The sequence below is a fragment of the Pantoea sp. Lij88 genome (assembly GCF_030062155.1).
In the GTDB taxonomy this organism is placed as follows: Bacteria; Pseudomonadota; Gammaproteobacteria; order Enterobacterales; family Enterobacteriaceae; genus Pantoea.
In genome coordinates this window covers 3,522,410-3,545,547 of record NZ_CP118269.1, presented here as the reverse complement: position 1 = coordinate 3,545,547, position 23,138 = coordinate 3,522,410, and the positions used below count along the sequence as shown (strand labels likewise).

The 23,138-nt window shown below is 57.7% G+C and carries 21 protein-coding genes; 12 read left to right on the top strand and 9 right to left on the bottom strand.

Annotation, left to right across the window (positions count from 1 at the left end; translation table 11 throughout):
- Nucleotides 1-73 precede the first annotated feature (73 nt).
- The 5 genes from rpsO (at nucleotide 74) to PU624_RS20425 (ending at nucleotide 5,922) form a co-directional block, all read left to right on the top strand.
- Nucleotides 74-343, top strand: coding sequence for a 30S ribosomal protein S15 (gene rpsO / locus PU624_RS20440; RefSeq protein ID WP_003851063.1), 270 nt, complete (start codon nucleotides 74-76; stop codon nucleotides 341-343).
- A gap of 310 nt (nucleotides 344-653) precedes the next feature.
- A complete protein-coding gene (gene pnp / locus PU624_RS20435; RefSeq protein WP_179897382.1) occupies nucleotides 654-2,789 on the top strand; it encodes a polyribonucleotide nucleotidyltransferase in 2,136 nt (711 codons plus the stop codon).
- Between the two features lie 129 nt (nucleotides 2,790-2,918).
- Nucleotides 2,919-3,803, top strand: coding sequence for a lipoprotein NlpI (gene nlpI / locus PU624_RS20430; protein WP_010251765.1), 885 nt, complete (start codon nucleotides 2,919-2,921; stop codon nucleotides 3,801-3,803).
- 105 nt (nucleotides 3,804-3,908) lie between these two features.
- Nucleotides 3,909-3,965: a protein YrbN gene (gene yrbN, locus PU624_RS22335; RefSeq protein WP_098053093.1), complete on the top strand. Its 57-nt coding sequence runs from the start codon at nucleotides 3,909-3,911 to the stop codon at nucleotides 3,963-3,965.
- A 16-nt stretch (nucleotides 3,966-3,981) separates the two neighbouring features.
- Complete coding sequence (locus PU624_RS20425; RefSeq protein ID WP_283546424.1) at nucleotides 3,982-5,922, top strand: DEAD/DEAH family ATP-dependent RNA helicase; 1,941 nt, start codon at nucleotides 3,982-3,984, stop codon at nucleotides 5,920-5,922.
- A gap of 55 nt (nucleotides 5,923-5,977) precedes the next feature.
- On the opposite strand, the gene PU624_RS20420 is transcribed toward PU624_RS20425, so the two are convergent.
- The gene (locus PU624_RS20420) at nucleotides 5,978-6,724 is read right to left on the bottom strand and encodes an SDR family NAD(P)-dependent oxidoreductase (RefSeq protein WP_283546423.1); all 747 of its coding nucleotides are present in this window, start codon (nucleotides 6,722-6,724) and stop codon (nucleotides 5,978-5,980) included.
- A gap of 175 nt (nucleotides 6,725-6,899) precedes the next feature.
- Here PU624_RS20420 and PU624_RS20415 point away from each other — a divergent pair, with 175 nt between their 5' ends.
- Nucleotides 6,900-7,820 carry an AraC family transcriptional regulator gene (locus PU624_RS20415; protein WP_283546422.1) on the top strand — a complete coding sequence of 307 codons (921 nt, stop codon included), beginning with the start codon at nucleotides 6,900-6,902 and terminating at the stop codon, nucleotides 7,818-7,820.
- Here PU624_RS20415 and PU624_RS20410 read toward each other — a convergent pair whose 3' ends face one another.
- From PU624_RS20410 to ubiU, 3 genes are all read right to left on the bottom strand, one after another.
- The gene (locus PU624_RS20410; RefSeq protein WP_283546421.1) at nucleotides 7,821-8,831 is read right to left on the bottom strand and encodes a luciferase-like monooxygenase; all 1,011 of its coding nucleotides are present in this window, start codon (nucleotides 8,829-8,831) and stop codon (nucleotides 7,821-7,823) included.
- 120 nt (nucleotides 8,832-8,951) lie between these two features.
- The gene (locus PU624_RS20405) at nucleotides 8,952-9,830 is read right to left on the bottom strand and encodes a U32 family peptidase (protein ID WP_283548045.1); all 879 of its coding nucleotides are present in this window, start codon (nucleotides 9,828-9,830) and stop codon (nucleotides 8,952-8,954) included.
- A gap of 9 nt (nucleotides 9,831-9,839) precedes the next feature.
- Complete coding sequence (gene ubiU / locus PU624_RS20400; RefSeq protein WP_283546420.1) at nucleotides 9,840-10,835, bottom strand: ubiquinone anaerobic biosynthesis protein UbiU; 996 nt, start codon at nucleotides 10,833-10,835, stop codon at nucleotides 9,840-9,842.
- A 204-nt stretch (nucleotides 10,836-11,039) separates the two neighbouring features.
- On the opposite strand from ubiU, the gene ubiT reads away from it, so the two are divergent.
- Both ubiT and PU624_RS20390 read left to right on the top strand, forming a co-directional pair.
- Entirely contained in the window at nucleotides 11,040-11,564 is a 525-nt protein-coding gene (gene ubiT, locus PU624_RS20395; protein ID WP_090964466.1) for a ubiquinone anaerobic biosynthesis accessory factor UbiT, read from the top strand.
- Nucleotides 11,558-12,064 carry a GNAT family N-acetyltransferase gene (locus tag PU624_RS20390; RefSeq protein ID WP_283546419.1) on the top strand — a complete coding sequence of 169 codons (507 nt, stop codon included), beginning with the start codon at nucleotides 11,558-11,560 and terminating at the stop codon, nucleotides 12,062-12,064. Before ubiT ends, PU624_RS20390 begins: the two co-directional genes overlap by 7 nt.
- On the opposite strand, the gene PU624_RS20385 is transcribed toward PU624_RS20390, so the two are convergent.
- Nucleotides 12,048-12,341: a GIY-YIG nuclease family protein gene (locus PU624_RS20385; RefSeq protein WP_283548044.1), complete on the bottom strand. Its 294-nt coding sequence runs from the start codon at nucleotides 12,339-12,341 to the stop codon at nucleotides 12,048-12,050. The genes PU624_RS20390 and PU624_RS20385 overlap by 17 nt on opposite strands.
- Nucleotides 12,342-12,416: 75 nt before the next feature.
- On the opposite strand from PU624_RS20385, the gene PU624_RS20380 reads away from it, so the two are divergent.
- On the top strand, nucleotides 12,417-12,845 hold the full coding sequence (locus PU624_RS20380) for a YhbP family protein (protein ID WP_283546418.1): 429 nt from the start codon (nucleotides 12,417-12,419) through the stop codon (nucleotides 12,843-12,845).
- 35 nt (nucleotides 12,846-12,880) lie between these two features.
- Here the strand turns inward: PU624_RS20380 and PU624_RS20375 are convergent, their stop codons facing one another.
- Nucleotides 12,881-13,402: a type 1 glutamine amidotransferase domain-containing protein gene (locus PU624_RS20375; RefSeq protein WP_136196842.1), complete on the bottom strand. Its 522-nt coding sequence runs from the start codon at nucleotides 13,400-13,402 to the stop codon at nucleotides 12,881-12,883.
- A 147-nt stretch (nucleotides 13,403-13,549) separates the two neighbouring features.
- Between PU624_RS20375 and PU624_RS20370 the strand changes: the two genes are divergently transcribed.
- Nucleotides 13,550-14,185 (top strand): NAD-dependent epimerase/dehydratase family protein, encoded by a 636-nt coding sequence (locus PU624_RS20370; RefSeq protein WP_283546417.1) that lies wholly within the window; start codon nucleotides 13,550-13,552, stop codon nucleotides 14,183-14,185.
- On the opposite strand, the gene nrdG is transcribed toward PU624_RS20370, so the two are convergent.
- Both nrdG and nrdD read right to left on the bottom strand, forming a co-directional pair.
- Nucleotides 14,177-14,644 (bottom strand): anaerobic ribonucleoside-triphosphate reductase-activating protein, encoded by a 468-nt coding sequence (gene nrdG / locus PU624_RS20365; RefSeq protein ID WP_283546416.1) that lies wholly within the window; start codon nucleotides 14,642-14,644, stop codon nucleotides 14,177-14,179. The two genes, PU624_RS20370 and nrdG, sit on opposite strands and share 9 nt — an antisense overlap.
- A complete protein-coding gene (gene nrdD, locus PU624_RS20360; RefSeq protein ID WP_283546415.1) occupies nucleotides 14,641-16,779 on the bottom strand; it encodes an anaerobic ribonucleoside-triphosphate reductase in 2,139 nt (712 codons plus the stop codon). Before nrdD ends, nrdG begins: the two co-directional genes overlap by 4 nt.
- A 247-nt stretch (nucleotides 16,780-17,026) precedes the next feature.
- On the opposite strand from nrdD, the gene PU624_RS20355 reads away from it, so the two are divergent.
- The gene (locus PU624_RS20355; protein WP_283546414.1) at nucleotides 17,027-19,399 is read left to right on the top strand and encodes a beta-N-acetylhexosaminidase; all 2,373 of its coding nucleotides are present in this window, start codon (nucleotides 17,027-17,029) and stop codon (nucleotides 19,397-19,399) included.
- Between the two features lie 33 nt (nucleotides 19,400-19,432).
- Here the strand turns inward: PU624_RS20355 and galR are convergent, their stop codons facing one another.
- Entirely contained in the window at nucleotides 19,433-20,434 is a 1,002-nt protein-coding gene (gene galR, locus PU624_RS20350) for an HTH-type transcriptional regulator GalR (protein ID WP_179897412.1), read from the bottom strand.
- A gap of 190 nt (nucleotides 20,435-20,624) precedes the next feature.
- On the opposite strand from galR, the gene PU624_RS20345 reads away from it, so the two are divergent.
- Nucleotides 20,625-22,898: a molybdopterin guanine dinucleotide-containing S/N-oxide reductase gene (locus tag PU624_RS20345; RefSeq protein WP_283546413.1), complete on the top strand. Its 2,274-nt coding sequence runs from the start codon at nucleotides 20,625-20,627 to the stop codon at nucleotides 22,896-22,898.
- The last annotated feature ends 240 nt before the right edge of the window (nucleotides 22,899-23,138 follow it).

Below are 23,138 nucleotides of genomic sequence, written 5' to 3'. Positions count from 1 at the left end.
ATAGCGCGGCTTTAAAGCGGGATGCTGAATTAGAGATCGGCACCCATACATTCATTTATTACTGGAGTTTATTATGTCTCTAAGCGTAGAAGCTAAAGCAGAGATCGTTGCTAAATATGGCCGTGGTGCTAACGACAGCGGTTCAACTGAAGTTCAGGTTGCCCTGTTGACCGCGCAGATTACCCATCTGCAGGGTCACTTCTCTGAGCACAAAAAAGACCACCACAGCCGCCGCGGTCTGCTGCGCATGGTATCTCAGCGTCGTAAGCTGCTGGACTACCTGAAGCGTAAAGACGTTGCACGCTACAGCAGCCTGATCGAAAGTCTCGGTCTGCGTCGCTAAGTCTGAAGAATCTGATCGTCGGGGCATTATGCGAGCTTTTGCACTGTGTGCAGCTTACGATCAGATTTGTGCGAGTTTCGTGAAGAGGGGGCCTTTATGGCCCCTTTTTTCGAGCAATCGGCAGCAATCCGGTCCAAACTGATGTATTGTTGCTTAGTGTGATCTTTAGTTTGCAGAATTTCGCGCGGCTAATGAGAGGCTTTACCGCAGGGGCGGTCGAGGGTTGTCATTAGTCGCGAGGATGCAGCTGAAGATTGGTAATCAATGGCGGGCTACAGATAGCCATGCCCCGAAGTTAAGGACTTTGATTTTGCTGAATCCGATCGTACGCAAATTCCAATATGGTCAACATACCGTCACGCTGGAAACCGGCATGATGGCTCGCCAGGCGACAGCCGCTGTGATGGTGAGCATGGACGATACTGCAGTGTTCGTCACTGTTGTAGGTCAGAAAAAATCTAAACCAGGTCAGGACTTCTTCCCACTGACCGTGAACTATCAGGAGCGTACTTACGCTGCTGGTCGTATCCCAGGCAGCTTCTTCCGTCGTGAAGGCCGTCCAAGCGAAGGCGAAACCCTGATTTCGCGTCTGATTGACCGCCCGATTCGTCCGCTGTTCCCGGAAGGTTTTGTTAACGAAGTACAGGTTATTGCAACCGTGGTGTCTGTAAACCCACAGGTTCACCCTGACATCGTTGCAATGATTGGTGCCTCTGCTGCGCTGGCACTTTCTGGTCTGCCGTTCAATGGCCCGATTGGCTCTGCACGCGTGGGTTACATCAACGATCAATACGTTCTGAACCCAACCGCAGATGAGCTGAAACAGTCTCGTCTGGATCTGGTTGTTGCCGGTACGCAGAATGCCGTTCTGATGGTTGAATCTGAAGCTGAGATCCTGTCAGAAGAGCAGATGCTGGGCGCCGTGGTCTTCGGTCATGACCAGCAGCAGATTGTTATCGAAAACATCAATGCCCTGGTTGCTGAAGCTGGCAAACCACGCTGGGACTGGCAGCCAGAAGCCGCCAATACCGCACTGATTTCACGTGTTGCTGCCCTGGCAGAAGCGCGCATCAGCGATGCGTACCGCATCACTGACAAGCAGGAGCGTTACACGCAGGTTGGCGTCATCAAAGACGAAACCATTGCTGCGCTGCTGGCTGAAGATGAAACGCTGGATGGTTCAGAAATCGGCGACATCGTGCACAGCCTTGAAAAGACTGTCGTGCGTACCCGCATTCTGAATGGCGAGCCACGTATCGATGGCCGTGAAAAAGACATGATCCGCGGTCTGGACGTGCGTACCGGCGTACTGCCACGTACCCATGGTTCATCACTGTTTACCCGTGGTGAGACGCAGGCACTGGTTACGGCAACGCTGGGTACTACCCGCGATGCGCAGAACCTGGATGAGCTGATGGGCGAACGTACCGACAGCTTCCTGTTCCATTACAACTTCCCTCCATACTCTGTCGGCGAAACCGGCATGGTAGGTTCGCCGAAGCGTCGTGAGATTGGTCACGGTCGTCTGGCGAAGCGCGGTGTGTTAGCGGTAATGCCAAAAGCGGAAGATTTCCCTTACACCATCCGTGTTGTTTCTGAAATCACCGAATCTAACGGCTCTTCTTCAATGGCCTCTGTCTGTGGTGCCTCACTGGCGCTGATGGATGCGGGTGTGCCAATCAAAGCTGCCGTTGCTGGTATCGCGATGGGCCTGGTCAAAGAAGATGAGAAGTTTGTTGTTCTGTCTGACATCCTGGGCGATGAAGATCACCTGGGCGACATGGACTTCAAAGTAGCCGGTAGCCGTGAAGGTATCACCGCGCTGCAGATGGACATCAAAATCGAAGGCATCACGCGTGAAATCATGCAGGAAGCACTGAACCAGGCCAAGGGTGCGCGTCTGCACATTCTGGGCGTCATGGAACAGGCTATCAGCACACCGCGTACCGAGATTTCTGAATTCGCTCCACGCATCTACACCATCAAAATCAGCTCTGACAAGATCAAAGATGTGATTGGTAAAGGCGGCTCAGTGATTCGTGCACTGACCGAAGAGACCGGCACAACGATTGAAATCGAAGATGATGGCACCGTGAAAATCGCCGCGACCGATGGTCTGAAAGCGAAAGAAGCGATTCGTCGTATCGAAGAGATTACCGCAGAGATCGAAGTGGGCCGCGTTTACAGTGGTAAAGTGACCCGTATCGTTGACTTCGGCGCCTTCGTCGCTATCGGCGGTGGTAAAGAAGGTCTGGTTCACATTTCACAAATCGCTGATAAGCGCGTTGAGAAAGTGACTGACTATCTGCAGATGGGTCAGGAAGTGCCGGTTAAGGTGATGGAAGTTGATCGCCAGGGCCGCGTACGTCTGAGCATCAAAGAAGCGACAGAATCTAAGCCGCAGACTGAAGAAGCTGCCGCGGTGATTACGCCTGAAGCTGAGTAAGACGTTGCTGATTTGCCCCTCTTTGCCTGGCAGAGAGGGGCGTTTGTATCATCGCGAGGGCGGGAATCCTTGTGCACAGCAGGCGGATGACAGGATGGTTATCCCAATGTTTGTATTCGGGAGTGGGAAATGAAGCCTTTTCTGCGCTGGTGTTTTGTTGCGACAGCTTTGACGCTGGCAGGATGCAGCAACTCCAATTGGCGTAAGAACGAAGTTCTTGCAGTGCCTTTACAGCCCACACTGCAGCAGGAAGTGATACTGGCGCGCATGGAACAAATTCTTGCCAGTCGCGCTCTCACCGATGATGAACGCGCACAGCTGTTATATGAGCGCGGAGTGTTGTATGATAGTTTAGGTCTGCGGGCATTAGCGCGGAACGATTTTTCGCAAGCGCTGTCTATAAGACCAGATATGCCCGAAGTGTTTAACTACTTAGGCATATATTTAACGCAGGCGGGCAACTTTGATGCCGCCTATGAAGCGTTTGATTCTGTACTTGAGCTTGATCCAACTTACAACTATGCGCATTTAAACCGTGGTATCGCCCTCTATTACGGCGGTCGATACAAGTTAGCGCAAGATGATCTGCTGGCGTTTTATCAAGACGATCCTAACGATCCTTTCCGCAGTCTGTGGCTCTATCTCGTTGAACGTGAGATGGATGTCGACAAGGCAAAAGTCGCGCTTCAACAGCGTCACGACAAAGCGGTCAGAGACCAATGGGGATGGAATATTGTCGAGTTCTACCTTGGAGATATCAACGAGAAAACGTTGATGGAAAGTCTCAAGGCGGACGCAACGGATAACACCTCGCTCGCTGAACATCTCAGTGAAACCAACTTCTATTTAGGTAAGTACTACCTAAGTCTGGGGGAGAAGGACGACGCGAAAGCGTTGTTCAAACTGGCGGTGGCCAACAACGTCAATAACTTTGTTGAACACCGATACGCATTGTTGGAACTGGCGCAACTCGGCCAGGCACAAGACGATTTATCAGAATCTGACCAGCAATAGCTGACGAACTTAATTTGCCTGTAAAACCTGTTAAGTCATCATCTTAAAGGATGAAGGCTTTTCTGTTCGTCAAAACTTCTAATTTGAGCCGGTTCACACTTTTTGATGAAAATGACTGAAAGTTTTCACGACGAGTTATGTAGACTGGCCGCCGCAATCTAAGAGGCACGTGTACTACATGACTGATATCCAAACCACTTTTGCTGACCTTGGCCTGAACGCCGACATCCTTGAATCACTGAATGGCATGGGCTACGTAAAGCCATCCCCAATCCAGGCTGAGTGTATTCCTCACCTGCTGGCGGGCCGTGACGTGTTAGGCATGGCGCAGACCGGGAGTGGTAAAACTGCGGCTTTCTCTCTGCCGCTGTTAAACAACATTGACCCAACTGTTAAAGCACCTCAGATCCTGGTGCTGGCGCCAACCCGCGAACTGGCGGTACAGGTTGCTGAAGCAATTACTGAATTCGCTAAGCATATGCGCGGCCTGAACGTGGTTGCCCTTTACGGCGGCCAGCGTTATGACGTGCAGCTGCGTGCACTGCGTCAGGGACCACAGGTTGTTGTGGGTACCCCTGGTCGTCTGCTTGACCACCTGAAACGCGGCACGTTAGAACTGTCTAACCTGCGCGGCCTGGTGCTGGATGAAGCTGATGAAATGCTGCGTATGGGCTTCATCGAAGACGTTGAAACGATCATGGCTCAGATCCCAGCCGGTCATCAGACTGCGCTGTTCTCTGCAACCATGCCGGAAGCGATTCGTCGTATCACCAAACGTTTCATGAAAGATCCACAGGAAGTGCGTATCCAGTCAAGCATGACGACGCGCCCTGACATCAGCCAGAGCTACTGGACCGCTTACGGTCGTAAAACAGACGCACTGGTTCGCTTCCTGGAATCTGAAGACTTTGATGCTGCCATCATCTTCGTGCGTACTAAAAACGCAACGCTGGAAGTGGCTGAAGCGCTGGAGCGTAGTGGCTATAACAGCGCCGCGCTGAACGGTGATATGAACCAGGCACTGCGTGAGCAGACGCTGGAGCGCCTGAAAGATGGTCGTCTCGACATCCTGATTGCAACCGACGTTGCGGCCCGTGGCCTGGACGTTGAACGTATCAGCCTGGTGGTGAACTACGACATCCCGATGGATGCTGAATCTTACGTTCACCGTATCGGCCGTACCGGTCGTGCTGGTCGTGCTGGTCGCGCGCTGCTGTTCGTTGAGAACCGCGAGCGTCGTCTGCTGCGCAATATCGAACGTACAATGAAGCTGACTATTCCTGAAGTAGAACTGCCTAACGCAGAACTGCTGGGTGAGCGTCGTCTGGCGAAGTTTGCTGCTAAAGTTCAGCAGCAGCTGGAAAGCAGCGATCTGGATCAGTACCGTGCTCTGCTGGCTAAAATGCAGCCAGAAGACGAAATGGATCTGGAAACACTGGCAGCCGCACTGCTGAAGATGGCACAGGGCGAACGTCCTCTGATTCTGCCACCAGAAGCACCACGTCCTGCACGCCGCGAATACCGCGATCGTGACGAGCGTGATGGCCGTCGTGACAGCCGTGAAGCGCGTGGCGATTCTCGTGCTCCGCGCGAAAACCGTGAAAGCCGTGATGGCGATCGTCCACGTCGCGAACGTCGTGACGTTGGCGAAATGCAGCTGTACCGCATTGAAGTAGGCCGCGATGATGGTGTTGAAGTTCGTCACATCGTTGGCGCTATCGCTAACGAAGGCGACATCAGCAGCCGTTACATCGGTAACATCAAGCTGTTCGGTACGCATTCAACCATCGAGCTGCCGAAAGGCATGCCAGGCGATGTGCTGCAGCACTTCACCCGTACGCGTATTCTGAACAAACCGATGAATATGCAGCTGCTGGGTGATGCACAGCCAAACGAAGGCCGTGGTGATCGTCGTCCGGCCGGTGCTGGCGGTGAGCGTCGCAGCGGTCCAGGTGCTGGTGGTCCAGGTGCAGCCAACCGTGAAGGTGGTCGTCGCTTCTCTTCTGAACGCCGTGAAGGTGGTCGTGAAGGCGGTGGACGTACTTTCAACCGTGAAGGCAGCCGTGGTCCACGTCGTGAAGAAGGCGCTACCGCCTCTCCACGTCGTCGTGATGCATAACGACTTAACGTCGTAACAAAAAGGGAAGCCACTGGCTTCCCTTTTTTTATGCCTGTCAGGCACCGCCGCTGATCATGACGCGCTCGCCGCTGACATAAGCGGACTCCTCAGAGGCCAGAAACAGCGCAACCTGCGCCACATCCTCCGGCAGACCAAAACGCCCGAGCGGTGTCGCCGCCAGCAGTTGCGCTTTGAGCTGCGGGCTCATCTTTTTCGCAGCCAGTAATCCCTCGGTCAGGATCATTCCGGGTGCCAGGGCGTTAACCCGGATATTCCTGGCGCCCAGTTCGCGCGCCAGTCCCTGAGTCAGGGTATCCACCGCGCCTTTCGTTGCCGCCCAGAGTACGGAACCCGGCGTGCTGTTCTTACTGTTCAGGGCACTGAGATTAATAATGCTGCCGCCATGCGCGGGAAAGTGGCGAATCGCCTGCTGACAGACCATCAGCGTGCCGAGCAGATTAACGTTAATCTGCTGCTGCATCTCCTCCTGCGTCAGCGCCTCAAACTCGCCGTGATGAAAGCTGCCTGCATTGTTCACCACAATGTCCGGTGCGCCGAAACACTCTGCGGTGGTGGCAAAGAGCCGTTCCACATCCCGCAGGCGAGAGATATCTGCCTGAACTGCGACGGCTTCACTGCCCAGGGTGACAATATCGCTGACCACGTCAGCCGCCCCGACTTCATCCTGACGATAATTGACCACAACGCGCGCGCCAGCTGCGGCAAACGCGATGGCAATCGCCGCGCCAATGCCTTTTGACGCGCCGGTCACCAGTGCGATTTTATTCTGTAGTGCTTTCATTATGTCATTCTCCGCCGTAATGATTGCGTCGAAAGACTATGCGCGCTGGCACCGAAAAGCGGGTAGCGCAATCCTGCAAGCTTTTTGCACAATCCTGCAAAAGTGCCGTAACGGCACCGGTATTCCGTCTGGCGTCAGGTAATATCAGCACAGAGAGCGGGAGGGGGAGAACAGAGTGACAGAGAGTGACAAACTGCAGGCGCTGGCAGAGTTAATTGCCCGTCATGCTCCGGAGGATGGCCGGCATGCCAGTGCCATAGATTGCCTGTTTTTTGGCCGGGTTTCCGCCCCGACTGAGCCGATGCACTTTGCTCAATGGGCCAGTTTTGCGCTGGTGGCGCAGGGTGGTAAGGCACTGCATATCGGTGATGAGGTGCTACACTATGGGCCGGGTGACCTGCTGCTGGTAACGCTGGATATGCCGGTGCGCGCCTGTGTTACCGCCGCCACGCCGGAAAAGCCGAATCTGGGCGTGGGCATTGCCATCAATGAATCGCGGCTGAGGCGCTACCTGGAACAGTTTCCTCCGGCACTGCCGCTGGCGATAGCCCCTAATGAACGCGGCGTCACCGTGCACAAGGTCTCATCGTTGCTGATGGATGCGGTCGTTCGATTGGTACGGCTGCTTGACCACCCGGAAGATATCGAGGCTCTGGCTCCACTCATCGAGCAGGAGATTTTCTACCGGCTGCTGACCGGGCCGGAAGGCTCGCGCATCCTGAACATGGCGCTATCTGAGCGGCCGGGAAACCGGGTAGCGCAGGCTGCCCGCTGGCTGCGGGAAAACTTTCATCAGCCGCTGAAGATCGATCAGCTCGCCAGCAGTGTCGGCATGAGCATCTCTTCACTGCATCACCACTTCAAAGCCGTCACGGCCATGACGCCGATGCAATACCAGAAGCAACTGCGGCTGAATGAGGCACGACGTCTGATGATGGTGGAAAAGCTGGATGCCGGAACGGCAGGCTATCGGGTGGGATATCAGAGCGCATCACAGTTCAGCCGGGAGTATCGCCGCCTGTATGGGCAATCTCCGGCCAGGGATAGCCGTCAGCTGGCGGTGAGCCCGGATAGTATCCGCCCACCGCAGAACTGATTACAGGCTACTGGCCGCTTCCATCGCAATGGCAAAGGAGTGCAGGCGTGCATCGCGGTCAAAAATCTGGCCATTGACCATAATCTCATCCGCCTGGGTTTCACGCATCAGTGAGGCCAGCCCATGACGCACCTTGTCGGTATCGCCGACCAGCGACATGCTGAGTGCCTGCTGCACGCCATACTGCTCTGACGGCGACCAGAGGTTATCCATATTTTCAACCGGGGCCGGTAACGGACCGGGTTTGCCACGGCGCAGGTTAATAAACTGCTGCTGCTGCGAGGTAAACAGGAAGCGCGCATCACGCTCATTGTCGGCGGCGACCACGTTGATACAGACCATGGCATAAGGCTTCTCAAGACGCGCCGAGGGCTGGAAGTTCTCACGGTAAACGTGCAGGGCCTGGAACAGCTGGTCAGGCGCAAAATGGGAGGCAAACGCAAACGGCAGGCCCAGTTTTGCTGACAGCTGTGCGCTGTAAAGACTGGAGCCGAGTAGCCAGACCGGGATTTTCAGGCCCAGACCAGGCACCGGCTGCACGGGCAGCTGCGCATCCGGGTCCGCATCGAACCAGTGAATCAGTTCAGCCACATCCTCCGGGAACGTGTCGATGTGCATGTTGGCCTGATGACGGCGCAGCGCCATCATGGTGCGCTGGTCAGAGCCTGGCGCGCGGCCTAAGCCCAGGTCGATACGGCCAGGATAGAGAGAGGCCAGCGTGCCAAACTGTTCACCGATCACCAGCGGCGCATGGTTAGGCAGCATAATGCCGCCGGAGCCCAGCTTCAGGGTCTCAGTATTTGCCGCCAGATAGCCAATCAGCACCGACGTCGCGGCGCTGGCAATCCCTGTCATGTTGTGATGTTCAGCCAGCCAGTAGCGTTCGAAGCCCAGTTTTTCAGCCTGACGCGCCAGCGCCAGTGAATTGTGGAACGCATCCCGTGCGGTCGCACCCTGTGGAATCGGCGCAAGATCCAGTACGGACAGGCGAAGAGGTTTTTTATCAGACATGACTACTCCCGTTGTATGGCGCAGGCATTAAATGAAGGCCTGCGCCATTAAGTATTACGCATCATTCCTGATATTAAAACTGCTAACCTGTGCCGGAATATAGCCGGTATGTGCTTTTACTCAGGATGTCAGCGTCATACCCGCCAGTTTGCGCCAGTAACCGTTACAATCGCTGCCTTTCGCGACCATTAACGGTGCCTGGCCGTTTTCATTCGCCCGGAACCGGTCGATCTCTGCCAGCGTTGTCACATTCTGCGGAGAGAGCCGGACGCAATCGACCTGATCGTGCATGCCCGCCAGATCGTTACCCAGGTTATAACAGTAGCCGCTCATGGTCTGAATGCCATTCAGGACGAACACCTGCTGCCCCTCCTGGGAGTTGACGCGACGGCCTGTCGGATAGCTGATGCAGCAGGTTTCGCAGTCATCTTTGGCGCGGTTTTCCGAGCGGGCGGTGAAACAGCGCGCCGAGAGCGCCAGCGGCAGATGACCGTAGCCCAGCACCTCCACCTCAAACTGCTGCCGGATACCCCGCGTTTCGCACTGCGCCAGCAGCTGTAGCAGCCAGTCACGCGACATCTCCACCGGCATACACCAGCGCGTCATGCCCTCTCTGACCAGCAGCTGCAGCGTGTCGGCGTTATAAACATTCAGCGTTGGACCGGCGACAAAGGGCAAATGACGTTCAGCGGCCATGTTGACCGTGCCAATATCATTGGCTTCAATCAGGAACTCGCCGTTCTCAACGTAACGCTGCAGCTCTTTCAGCTCAGAGGGTGACTGCAGCAGCGCCAGAGTACTCAGCACCACCTGTTTGCCGCTGGCCGCAACGTCACGCGCCAGATCCATCCAGCGGGCATAGGGCGTGGCGCGGCGTTTACTGCACACCGCTTCACCGAGGTAGATAATATCCGCGCTACTGCGGGCGGCCTGTTGATAGAAATCTTCCAGCGTCTCGGTTGGCCAGTACCAGAGCACCGGCCCAAGGGCATATTGCATCATGACTCCTTATTGCCATTCACGGTGATAAGCACCCAGCGTGGTTTGCGTGCCTTCGGAGAGATCGCCCAGCGTCTGCATCCACTGCGGCGCGACGTCAAACTGTTCCGGCTGCGCTTTGCAGCGATCGATGGCCTGACGCCAGACGCGCGCCACATCAGCGACATAGGCCGGGCTGCGCTGGCGGCCTTCGATTTTCACCGAGGCGATGCCTGCCCGCAGCAACTCCGGCAGCAGTTCCAGCGTGTTCAGGCTGGTGGGCTCTTCCAGCACGTGATAACGCTGATTGTTGACTTCATACCGTCCTTTGCAGAGTGTCGGGTAACCCGCGCTTTCATCGGGCGCGTAGCGATCAATCAGCACTTCATTAAGACGTGACTCCATGCCCTGCGGCGTCTGCTGCCAGCGCACAAACTTCGCCGGCGAGCAGGCACCTGCACTGTTAGGCGAGTCGCCGGTCAGCCAGGAAGAGAGATAGCAGCGGCCTTCCGCCATAATGCACAGGCTGCCAAAGGCGAACACCTCCAGCGGCACCGGCGTGCTGCGCGCCAGCTGTTTAACCTGATGAATCGACAGCACGCGCGGCAGCACGACCCGCTGCAGATTGAAGTGGCGATGGTAAAAGCGAATCGCTTCCAGGTTAGTCGCCGACGCCTGGACGGAGAGATGACGCTCAACCTGGGGATAGTGCTTCGCGGCATACTCCAGGGTGGCAATATCGGCCAGGATCAGCGCGTCGGCCCCGTTTTGCGCCGCCACATCAATCGCCCGCTGCCAGCGTCCCATGCCATCCGGATGGGCAAACGTGTTGATCGCCACATGCAGTTTGCGGCGATGCTGATGCAGATAGCGCGCCGCTTCAGCCAGCTTTTTATCGGTGAAGTTCAGGCCGGCAAAGTGCCGGGCATTGGTGTCATCTTTCAGCCCCACATAGACCGCATCCGCGCCATTCTCTACGGCGGTGCGCACTGCGGGTAAGTTTCCTGCCGGGCAGAGCAGTTCCATAGGTCTTCCTCTCAACATGCGATGGGCGTCGAGTCTAGGCATCTGGTCCGGCGAGCATGTTGATTTGGGGCAGTGAAATTCCAGTTCATCCGCCCTGGCGGCGCTTTTTTTCCTTTCACGGCAGCGGTTTTTATTGATCTCAGAGGAGGCGCGCCGAAAAGGATATGGCAATATACGTAAAATTTACTGAAGGGAGTGATGAAAGTGTTAGAGCGGATACATGCCCATTGTGTGAAAAACGGTCCTAAAATCTTAGGGTTACCCGCAGCGCTTACCCCATTCCCGGTCAAAAAGTTGCTTCTGCAACAACTCTTAAACTGGCAATTTCGCCATGCTTTGGCTGAAGGTGAGTTAGACTTTCTGGACGGTCGCCTGCTGGGTATCGAGATTGCCGATCTCAATCTGCAATGGATCACCACGCTGCAGGACGGCCGACTGGCGGTATTGCAACAGTCCGAAGCGGATGTCTGGTTTCGGGGCAATGCCAATGATCTGTTGCTGGTGGCAGCACGTAAAGCAGATCCCGACATGCTGTTCTTTCAACGCCGTCTGGTGATTGAAGGTGACACAGAACTGGGACTTGAGGTGAAGAACGTAATGGATGCTATTGAACCCGAGGCTATGCCCACCGCGTTACGCACGGCAATTGAACAGATGGCGGCATTTGTCGACGCTGGCATGAAACAGGACGCGAAAGCCACACAGGCACGCGCGGGTGCCGCATGTTGATCCGTAGCGAAATTGGTGTTGATGCTGCGGGCATCGACGCGCTGCTCAGACGCTGCTTCAGTACTTCCGCCGAGGCGGAACTGACTCAGGCGCTGCGTGAAGATGGCCTGCTGACGCTAGGCGTGGTCGCCACTGATGAGGAAGGACAGGTGCTGGGTTATGCGGCATTCAGTCCGGTCAGCGTTCAGGGTGAAGATCGCGGCTGGGTGGCTCTGGCACCGCTGGCTGTCGATGAGACGCTGCGCGGTCAGGGTCTGGCCAGCAAGCTGATTTATGAGGGGCTGGATACGCTGAATGAATTTGGCTACAGCGCGGTCGTGGTGCTGGGCGATCCGGCGCTGTTCAACCGTTTTGGTTTTGAACCGGCGGCACGCTACGGCCTGCGCAGCCGCTGGCCGGGAACAGAGGCAACGTTCCAGGTCTATCGTCTGGCGGATAATGCTTATGATGGCGCGGAAGGGCAGATCGACTTCGCCGAACCCTTTAATCGCCAGTCGTAATACCCAGCCAGCTCTCCAGACTGATCGGCTGACCCGCAACCAGCAGTAATTTCTGCTGGCGGGTCAGTTGTTTAACCTGATACTCCAGTCTGGAGGCGCTGGCACGATCGCCCGCTTCACAGTGAAACACCAGGTCCAGCGGACCTTTACCGCGCAGCGACCGGGCACCGCGTCCGCTCTGGTGCTGAGCGACCCGACGCACCACATCGGTGGTGATGCCGGTGTACAGGCTCCCTTTCGCCGTCCGGACGATGTAGAGTTGCCACTGCTGACTCATCGCAATCATTTCCCAAAAAAAGGTGCCGGGCAGTGTAGCGCGCTTCACGCTCCGGTGCACCGCCAGGAGTTTATCTTGTCCGATCACGCCCATCTGGTTCGCTACCTCAGAAAGCAGCATGTGCTTTCACTCTGCTGTTCCGCCGACGATCAACTGTGGTGTGCGAACTGCTACTACGTCTTTGATGAGACGCGCATGGTCTTCTGGATTATGACCGAACCTGAGACCCGCCACGGTGAGCTAATCATGAAGAATCCGCAGGTTGCGGGCACCGTCAATGGCCAGCCCAGAAGCGTGCTGCTGATTAAAGGCGTGCAGTATCGTGGCCGGATTAAAAGGCTGGAAGAGGCAACAGAGCAGATCGCCAGAGCCGCTTACCAGAAACGTTTTCCGGTCTCACGCAAAGTGTCGGCACCGCTGTGGGAGATTGTGCTGGATGAGGTAAAGATGACGGATAATGCGCTGGGGTTTGGCAAGAAAATTGCCTGGCTGCGGGAGGAATAAAAACGCCCCTTTCAGCTGAAAAGGGCGTAGCGGGTTTACAGCGCTTCGAGGATCCGCAGGGATTCACGATTAAAGGCCGGTAAATCGGCCGGGGTGCGGCTGGTGACCAGCTTATCGCCGTCTACCACCACTTCCTTATCATGGAAATCAGCACCGGCATTGATCAGGTCAATGGCAACGGCCTTCACGGTGGTCATCTTGCGACCGCGCACGCCGTTAGCGCTAATCAGCAGCTGTGGCCCGTGGCAGATAGCAAAGATCGGTTTGCCGCTGGCGACAAACTCTTTGGTAAAGGCAACGAAACGATCGTCGCCGCGCAGAGAGTCAGGTGAATGACCGCCTGGCAGCAGCAGGGCGTCAAATTCCGCCGGGCTGACGTCATCGATACTGCGATCGATGGTCACTTCCGCTTCGCCTTTCTTGCCTTTTACGACATTACCGGCCTGTTTTTCGATGGTAACCACCTCAAAACCAGCGCGTTTGTAAACTTCCGCAGGTGAGGTAAATTCTGAGTCTTCAAATTCATCGGTAATCAAAACCGCAACTTTCTTGCTCATTTTTTTTCCTCCTTAAAACGAGTGGAGCGCGAGACGCGCTATCCGGATAACGCTGTAAGCCTGGTCGCTGAGAGTGAGAACGCAAGCCAGCCCGCTAAGATCAGCTATCTTTTAAGCTATAAGCAGTGAAATAAGGACGAATCTGAGATGAATCGCGTATTACTGACCGGCGCCACCGGCTTAGTCGGGTCGCATCTGCTGCGCTTACTGATTGAGGATCCGCGCGTCGATGAGATTATCGCGCCCACCCGGCGGCCCCTGCCTGTGATGCGCAAAGTGGTGAATCCGGTAGAAGCCGATCTCACCGATGTGCTGGGGCCGCTGGAAAGCTCGCTGGATACGGTGTTCTGCTGTCTGGGCACCACGCGTAAGCAGGCGGGCAGCAAACAGGCTTTCATCCACGTCGATTACACCCTGGTGGTGGACAGCGGACTCTGCGGATTACGCCTGGGCGCGAAGCAGATGCTGGTGGTCAGCGCGCACGGCGCGAATCGCCACTCACCGTTTCTGTACAATCGCGTTAAAGGCGAAATGGAGAATGCGCTGCGCCATCAGGGCTGGCCGCGCCTGACGCTGGTGCGGCCTTCACTGCTATTAGGCGATCGTGCGCAAAAGCGCAGCGGTGAAAGCCTGGCGGGGCCGCTGTTCTCGCTGCTGCCGGGCAACTGGCGTGCGGTGCAGGCGCGCGACGTGGCACGCTGCCTGCATGAGCAGGCTTTCACGCAGGGAGGTGAGAGCGTCAATATCATTGAGTCGGGCGACATCCCGCGTCACTCAGCGTAACGGCCAGATAATCTGATTACGGCTGCCGCGCCATTGCAGCGTGGCATCCTTCTCCTCTTCAACAAAACGGCCATCGATCAGCACGTCGAGATAGATCAGCACCGTGCGCTGGGCCGCATTCAGCTCCTGCATCCGGTAACCGGTCCACAGCCAGATATCTTTATCGGGACACGTCTGCCGCACCCGTTTCACCAGACGACGGATGTGCGGCACGTTATGCGGATGCAGCGGATCGCCGCCGCTCAGCGACAATCCCTGGCGCGGAATACGCGTATCCTGCAAATCCGCCAGCAGTTGCTCCTCCATCTCAAGCGTAAAGGGCACGCCGGAATCGAGCCGCCAGGTGCTCTGGTTGTAGCAGCCGCGGCACTGATGTTCGCAACCGGCAACAAACAGCGTGCAGCGGGTGCCGGGACCATTAACGATATCCACATCATAGTAGCGATGGATATGCATCATCCCAGCGGTCCTTCTGCCAGATGTTTCACCCGACGCTGCACTTCCTGTTGCTTGCCGGCGTTAAATGGTCGCGCATCCGGGCTGCCCAGATAGCCACAGACCCGTCGGGTGACGGAGACGCGCGCCGGATCGTGATTGCCGCAGTTCGGGCAGGTGAAGCCCCGGCTGGTACAGGTGAATTCACCGTTGAAGCCGCACTCGTAGCACTCATCAATCGGCGTGTTGGTGCCGTAATAGGGCACGCGGTCGTAGCTGTAATCCCAGACATCCTCCAGCGCTTTAAGATTGTGCTGCACATTCGGGTATTCGCCGTAACAGATGAATCCACCATTCGCCAGCGGCGGATAGGGCGCTTCAAAGTCGATTTTGTCGTAGGGATTCACCTTCTTCTCGACGTCGAGATGGAAGCTGTTGGTGTAATAGCCCTTGTCGGTGACGCCCGGCACCAGGCCAAACTGCGCCGCATCAAGACGACAGAAGCGGTCGCACAGATTCTCGCTTGGCGTGCTGTAAAGGCTGAAGCCGTAGCGGGTTTCCTCTTTCCAGCGCTCGGTGGCATCACGCAGGTAAGCGATAATCTCCACGCCTTTGGCGCGCAGTGCCGCGTCATCGTAAGGGTGCTGATGACCGCCGCTGAGGGCATTCAGCGTTTCGTGCAGGCCGATATAACCCAGCGACAGCGATGCGCGGCCATTACGGAAAATCGGACCGACCTCATCATCCGCATTCAGGCGGACGCCGCAGGCGCCTTCCATGTAGAGGATGGGCGCGACGCGCGCTTTGGTTTTCTCCAGCCGCGCCACCCGTGTCATCAGCGCCCGTTTAGCCAGCAGCAGGCGCGCATCGAGCAGCGTCCAGAAACGCGCCTCATCGCCACCCGCTTCCAGCGCGATGCGCGGCAGATTCAGGCTGATCACGCCGATATTGTTGCGGCCCTCATGAATCTGCTCGCCGTTCTCTTCATAAACGCCCAGGAAGCTGCGGCAGCCCATCGGGGTTTTAAACGATCCGGTGACTTTCACCACCTGATCGTAATTGAGGATGTCGGGATACATCCGCTTACTGGCACACTCCAGCGCCAGTTGCTTGATGTCGTAGTTAACGTCGCCCGCCCGGCGGTTAACGCCCTCGCGAATGCTGAACACCAGTTTAGGGAACACCGCTGTTTTGCGATTTTTGCCCAGCCCGGCCAGCCGGTTGCGCAGAATCGACTGCTGAATCAGCCGCGCCGCCCAGTCTGTTCCCAGTCCGAAACCAAAGGTGACAAACGGCGTCTGGCCGTTGGCGGTGTGCAGGGTGTTCACCTCATACTCCAGCGACTGAAACGCGTCGTAGCACTCTTTCTCCGTCCGCTGGCGCGCATACTGTTCTGACTGCGGGATCTGCCACTGCTCAGCGATCGCCAGGTGCCGGGCATAGCTCTGCTCAACAAACGGGGCCAGCACTTCATCAATGCGGTTAATGGTGGTGCCGCCATAAATGTGGCTGGCGACCTGGGCGATGATCTGCGCCGTGACGGCGGTGGCAGTGGCGATCGATTTAGGCGGTTCGATCTCAGCATTGCCCATTTTGAAGCCGTTGGTCAGCATGCCCTTCAGATCGATCAGCATGCAGTTGAACATCGGGAAGAAGGGCGAGTAGTCGAGATCGTGATAGTGGATCTCGCCGCGCTCGTGCGCCAGCACCACATCGCGCGGCAGGATCTGCTGCTGTGCGTAGTGCTTCGCCACGATCCCGGCCAGCAGGTCGCGCTGCGTCGGGATCACTTTGCTGTCTTTGTTGGCATTCTCATTCAGCAGCGCCGCGTTGGTCTGATCCACCAGACCGCGAATGGCGTGATGTAACTGGCTCTGACGATCCCGGGCGACATCGCGATCGTGGCGGTACTCAATGTAGGCGCGGGCCAGCTGTGGATAAGGACCCGTCATCAGCGTCTCTTCTACCGCACACTGAATCTCACGAATATCCACCTCCGGACGATCGGCCAGCCGCAATGCCACGCGTTCAGCGACCTGCGTGCACCAGGCCACGTCGTCTACCTCTGCTGCCTGGGCCGCCGCCGCTACGGCCTGCCCGATACGCTGCGCATCAAAGCCTGTCCGGCATCCATCACGCTTAATTACCACCGTCGCCATTTCTCTCTCCATAGACTACATATAGGGGTTGGAAGGATTCTATGCCCTACATGTAGTGATTGCTGCGAATTATTACGCGCTGATTTGACCTGAAGCAAGGAAGCCTCAACCCGGCAGAAAATACAGGCGAATGTAAAAAATCGGGTTCGGGTTCAGGTTTCTGCGGGATTTACTGGCGGATCGGTGTGCAGCAACTTTAATCAAAGTTCTGCCCTGTTAAACGTTGACGTCACAAGGATGCCCGCCAATGTGGTTACCCCGTTCTCTGCTCCTGCTTTCGGCCCTCTGTCCGCTCGCCCAGGCCAGCCCGCTGCCGCTGATGCCCTGGCCGCAACAGGTGGAGCAGCCCGTCAGTGGCGGCGCGCTCACCCTGACACCGCAGCTGACGCTGCAAATCTCAGGCGATCATCTGGCGGGAGCCGAAGCACGCTGGCTGGAGCGCATCAGCAACCAGACCGGCTGGCCGCTGTTGCCTGCACCCCAGCCGGTGGCCGCACCGACTATCCGCATCGTGATTGCGAAGGCGGTGGACCCGCTGCCGCTGCCCGACAGTGATGAGCGCTATCAGTTGCAGGTCAATGGCGATGGCGTGCTGTTAACCGCACCCAGCCGTTTTGGCGCGATGCGCGGTATGGAAACGCTGCTGCAGCTGATCCAGAACGGCGCCCAGGGCACCACGATCCCTTACGTCTCCATCCACGATCATCCGCGCTTTCCGTGGCGCGGCGTGCTGATCGACACGGCGCGCCACTTCATGCCGGTGGAGACGCTTAAACGGCAGATCGACGGCATCGCCGCCGCGCGAATGAACGTCTTTCACTGGCATCTCACCGACGATCAGGGCTGGCGCTTCGCCTCCAGCCACTATCCCCAGCTGCAGCAGAAAGCCAGCGATGGTAACTACTACAGCCAGCAGCAGATGCGGGAGATCGTGAAATATGCCACCGATCGCGGGGTGCGGGTGGTGCCCGAGCTGGATATGCCGGGCCATGCTTCCGCCCTGGCGGTGGCGATGCCGGAACTGATTAGCGCAGCAGGCCCCTATCAGATGGAGCGCGGGTGGGGCGTCTTTAAACCGCTGCTCGATCCCAGCAACGAGCAGGTTTATCAGGTGATCGATACGCTGGTGGGAGAGATGGCGGCGATCTTCCCCGATCCCTGGCTGCACATCGGCGGCGATGAGGTCGATCCCACACAGTGGAACAACTCACCCGCGATTCAGCAGTTTATGCGCGAGCACGATCTGAAAGACGCACATGCACTTCAGGCGTATTTCAATCAGCGGGTGGAGAAGATCCTCGAAGCTCATCAACGTCAGATGGTGGGCTGGGATGAGATCGCTCATCCCGATCTGCCGCGCAGCATTCTGATCCAGTCGTGGCAGGGCCAGGATGCGCTGAGTACGCTGGCAAAAGAAAATTATCGCGGCATCCTCTCCACCGGTTTCTACCTCGATCAGCCCCAGCCTGCCAGCTATCACTATCGCAACGAGGTCACGCCGCGTGGGCTGAACGGTCAGGACCGTCTGCGGCCCGGCGACCAGGCGCAGAGCTGGTCATTCACGATGCCACGGCTGAAAGGCAGCCCGGTGAAGGGCAGCTTTACGCTGATTCAGGGCGAACCGGACTGGCGCGGTTTTATCGACTTCGACGGCAAAGCCCGGCGGATGATCAGCGACATCAACTGGCTCTCGACGCAGCAGGTGCAGTTCACGGTGGACAGCTGGATGGGGCCGTTCCAGCCGGTGGTCACGCTGCAACAGCAGTCCCTCAAAGGCTATGTGCGGGTAGGCAACGTGCGTTATCCCGCCAGCGGTCAGCGTCTGATGCAGCCGCCTGCGGGCATTGCACCCGCGCTGCCCACGCCAGAACAGGTGCGGGAAAATCTGCTGGGTGGCGAGGCGGCGCTGTGGGCGGAAAACATCAATAGCCAGATTATTGATACTAAATTGTGGCCGCGCGCCTTTGTGGTGGCCGAGCGGTTATGGTCGGCAGAAAACGTCACAAACATGGATTCGATGTATTCACGGCTGGCGGCGATGGATCGCTGGAGCACGGTGTCCGTGGGAACGCTGCAACATGCCCAGATGGAGCAGCAGATGATACGGCTGGCCGGCGGACACGATATTGCCCCGCTGCGGGTGCTGGCCGAAGTACTGGAACCGGCGCAGTACTACACGCGCCAGCATCTGAAGTTTCAGGCGGGCCATTACAACTATCAGGAGCCGTTAAACCGGCTGGCCGATGTGCTGCCCGCAGAGAGTGAGGCGGTACGTCAGCTGGAGCAGCAGGTCGCGGTATTAATCGCTAACCGTAATAATCCGGCTGCCGCCTCGGCGGTTCGCGCGCCGCTGCAGCGCTGGCAGGCCAACACGACGGCGGTAATGCCGATCGTCAACGGCAGCGCGACGCTGAAGCCGCTGGCACACAGCGTGCAGCAGATCGACGTGCTGAGCACCATGGGCCTCGCGCTGGTGAATGCTTACGTCCGTAATCAGGCGTTTGGTGCCAGTGAAGTGGCGGAGATGCATGCGACACTGGATGCCGCCGCAGAGGTGCAGGATGAAACGGTGATCGCGCTGGTCAGGCCGCTGGAGACGCTGCTGCACGCCTTTCAGTAAGTGCGGTGGCCGGCTGAACCGGCCACCGTCGCGTCAGGCCGGGCCGCTGACCGAATGGCGGCGCACCAGCGTCGGGCTGAACATGTGGGTCACTTCCGGCAGCGGCAGATCGTTGGCCAGCGCCAGGGCCAGCTGGGCCGCCTGCTGTGCCATGGTGACAATCGGATAGCGGACGGTGGTGAGGCGCGGTCGCACATAGCGCGACACCAGCACATCATCGAAGCCGATCAGCGACATCTCTTCCGGCACGCGGACGCCGTTATCGCTCAGCACCGCCAGCGCGCCTGCCGCCATGGAGTCGTTGTAGCAGGCAACGGCGGTGAAATTCTTGCCGCGTCCCAGCAGTTCGGTCATCGCCTGCTCACCACCCACTTCATCCGGTTCGCCCCAGGTGACCAGCCGATCGCTGCACGGCAGGCCGTGCTCTTTCAGCGCATCGTAGTAACCCTGCAGACGATCTTCGGCATCGGAGATCGTGTGGGTCGAGCAGATAAAGGCGATATTCTGGTGGCCAAGCTGGATCAGGTGACGGGTTGCCAGCCAGGCGCCGTAGCGATCGTCGAGTGCAATACAGCGCTTTTCAAAGCCTTTTATCAGCCGGTTCAGCAGCACCATTCCGGGTACCTGCTTCATCAGCACTTCCAGCTCTGCATCGGGAATTTTCTTGGCGTGAACCACCAGCGCCGCGCAGCGGTGACGCATCAGCTGTTCAATCGCCTGCCGCTCTTTTTGCTCATTATGGTAACCGTTACCAATCAGCAAAAAGTTACCGGTGTCGCCGGCCACTTCATCCACGGCTTTCACCATCGCGCCGAAAAAGGGATCGGAGACGTCACCGACAATCAGGCCGAGCGTTTCGGTCGATTGCTGCGCCAGCGCGCGTGCGTTGGCATTCGGGTGATACTGAAGCTGCTCCATCGCCTGGCCTACGGCCTGTCGGGAGCTGTCGCTGGCTTTGGGAGAATTATTGATTACACGTGAGACTGTGGCGACAGAAACGCCCGCCAGTCGCGCAACATCCTTTATGGTAGCCATGCGTTGACCTGCTTTGGGGAAAACGTTTACACATCGCATCAGTGTTACGGAAAAGGGCGGACACATCAACCCGACAGAATGCCAGCGTCGTCGCAAAAAGGGGCAAAATCGGACCCGCAGGCACATCTTCTGCTCAGCCGTCGCCCCATGCTATGCTCAATCTCCCACCTGGCTACCGTGAAAAACAACGATGAAAACCAAAGTGCCGCATCTGGCTCACTGGGGCGCCTTTACCGCCGTCACTGAAAACGATCGCCTGATTGGCTGCGAACCTTTCTTCGCCGATGCCGATCCGTCCCCGATGATCCACACCATTCCCGAGCTGGTCTACTCCGACAAGCGCATTCGCCAGCCGATGGTGCGCCGCTCGTGGCTGAAGTCGCGCGAGAAGAGCGATCGCACGCTGCGTGGCCGCGAAGATTTTGTCGCTGTCGACTGGGAAACCGCGCTGGACCTGGTGGCGGAAGAGAATCGCCGTGTTCGCGAGCGCTACGGTGCGTCGGGCATTTTCAACGGCTCCTACGGCTGGTCATCGGCCGGTCGCGTCAACCACGCCCGCACCCTGGTGCGTCGCTTTTACTTTCAGGGCGGCGGCGGCGTCGATCAGCAGGGCAACTACAGCTGGGGCGCGGCACAGTTCTTCCTGCCCTATGTCATTGGCACCTATATGCCGCTGACCGGGCGTGTCACCGAATGGCCGCAGGTGGTGGAGCATGCCGAAATTTTTGTCGCCTTTGGCGGGCTGGCGCTGAAAAACGCCCAGGTTGCCTCCGGGGGCGCAGGGCAGCACAGCCTGAAACCGGCGCTGCTGCAGCTGGCGGCCAAAGGGACGCCGGTCATCAACATCAGCCCGATGCGCGATGACTGCCCGGAATTTGTTAATGCCGAGTGGATCCCGATTCGCCCCAATACTGACGTGGCGCTGATGCTGGCGCTGGGTCATGAGATCACCCAGCGCGGTGCGGTTGACGACGCGTTTCTCGCCAGCCACTGCACCGGCTGGCCGCAGCTGCGCGCCTATCTGCTGGGCGAAACCGACGGCGTGGCGAAAACCGCCGGCTGGGCCAGCCGTATCACCGGCATCCCGGCTGACCGTATTGTGCAGCTGGCGCAGCAGCTGACCGGCAAGCGCAGCTTTATCACCTGCTCCTATTCCGTGCAGCGCGCCCATCGCGGCGAACAGCCTTACTGGATGATGATTGCGCTGTCGTCGATGCTCGGCCAGCCTGGCCTGCCGGGCGCGGGATTCTCCTTTGGTCACGGTTCGATGAACAGCGTCGGCAATCCGCGTCAGGAAGGTCCGGCCCCGATGATGAGCACCGGCCCGAATCCATCCGGGCTGTCGATTCCGGTGGCGCGCATCAGCGATATGCTGCTCAATCCCGGCCAGCCCTATCGCTTCCAGGGCGAAACGCTGCACTATCCCGACATTCACATGGTGCACTGGGCGGGCGGCAATCCTTTCCATCATCACCAGCAGCTGAACCGGCTGGTGGAGGGCTGGCAACGGCCCGATACGATAGTGGTGCAGGATATCGTCTGGACACCCGCGGCGCAGATGGCCGACATCGTGCTGCCCGCGACCACCACGCTGGAGCGCAACGACATCGGCGGCTCCTCACGTGACCGCTTTGTGCTGGCGATGCATCAGGCGATTAAGCCGCAGCACCAGGCGCGCAACGACTTCGATATTTTTGCTGACCTGGCAGAGCGCCTCGGCTATCGCGACACCTTCACCGAAGGGCGCAACGAGATGCAGTGGATCGCCCATCTTTATCAGCAGTGTGCGACCGCGCATCAGCGCAAAGGCATCGATTTCCCCGAGTTTGAGGAATTCTGGCAGCGCGGCTTTGTGGAAATCCCGGAAGGCGGCAAGCCCTATCAGTTTATGGAGGATTTCCGCGCCGATCCGCAGGCCAATCCGATTAAAACCGCCAGCGGCAAAATCGAGCTTTTCAGCCAGACCATTGCGGACTACCAGCTGGACGATTTTGCCGGTCATCCGGAATGGCGTGAACCGCAGGAGTGGCTCGGTTCGCCGGTCAGCCGCGACTATCCGCTGCACATGATCTCGATTCAGCCTTCCGACCGGTTACACAGCCAGCTGGATGCCACTGAAACGGTGCAGGGCAATAAAACCGCCGGACACGAAACGCTCTACATGCATCCAGAGGATGCGGCCACGCGCGGGCTGGTGGAGGGCGATGAGATTGAGGTGAGCAACGCACGCGGCGTGATGCTGGCGGGCGTGCGCATCACCGAGGGCGTGAAGCAGGGCGTGGTGATTATCTCAACCGGCGCCTGGTTTGATCCCGGCTTCGGCAAGGCGTGGCAGCCGCACGACCGCGCGGGTAACCCTAATGTACTGACGCTCGACATCGGCACGTCATCGCTGACGCAGGGGCCAAACGCCATGAGTTGCCTGGTGGAAATCAAAAAACATCAGGATTGCACAATAGCGTAAAGATCTCATGGCTGGTTACATTTTGCGGGTAACTGTTGCGTTTGAGAGATAGCAGCCGATCAATCGCCTTTGCTACATTCAGGGTCCCAGAGGTATTGATGGGTGAACATCAATAGATTTTCTTGATTACACCAACCTGCGCAGATGCGCAGGTTTTTTTTGTCCGCAATTTGCTGCCGATAACGAACTGATACACAGTTTTCCTGTTATACAGCCAGCGCTTTCTTTATAACTGCTGGC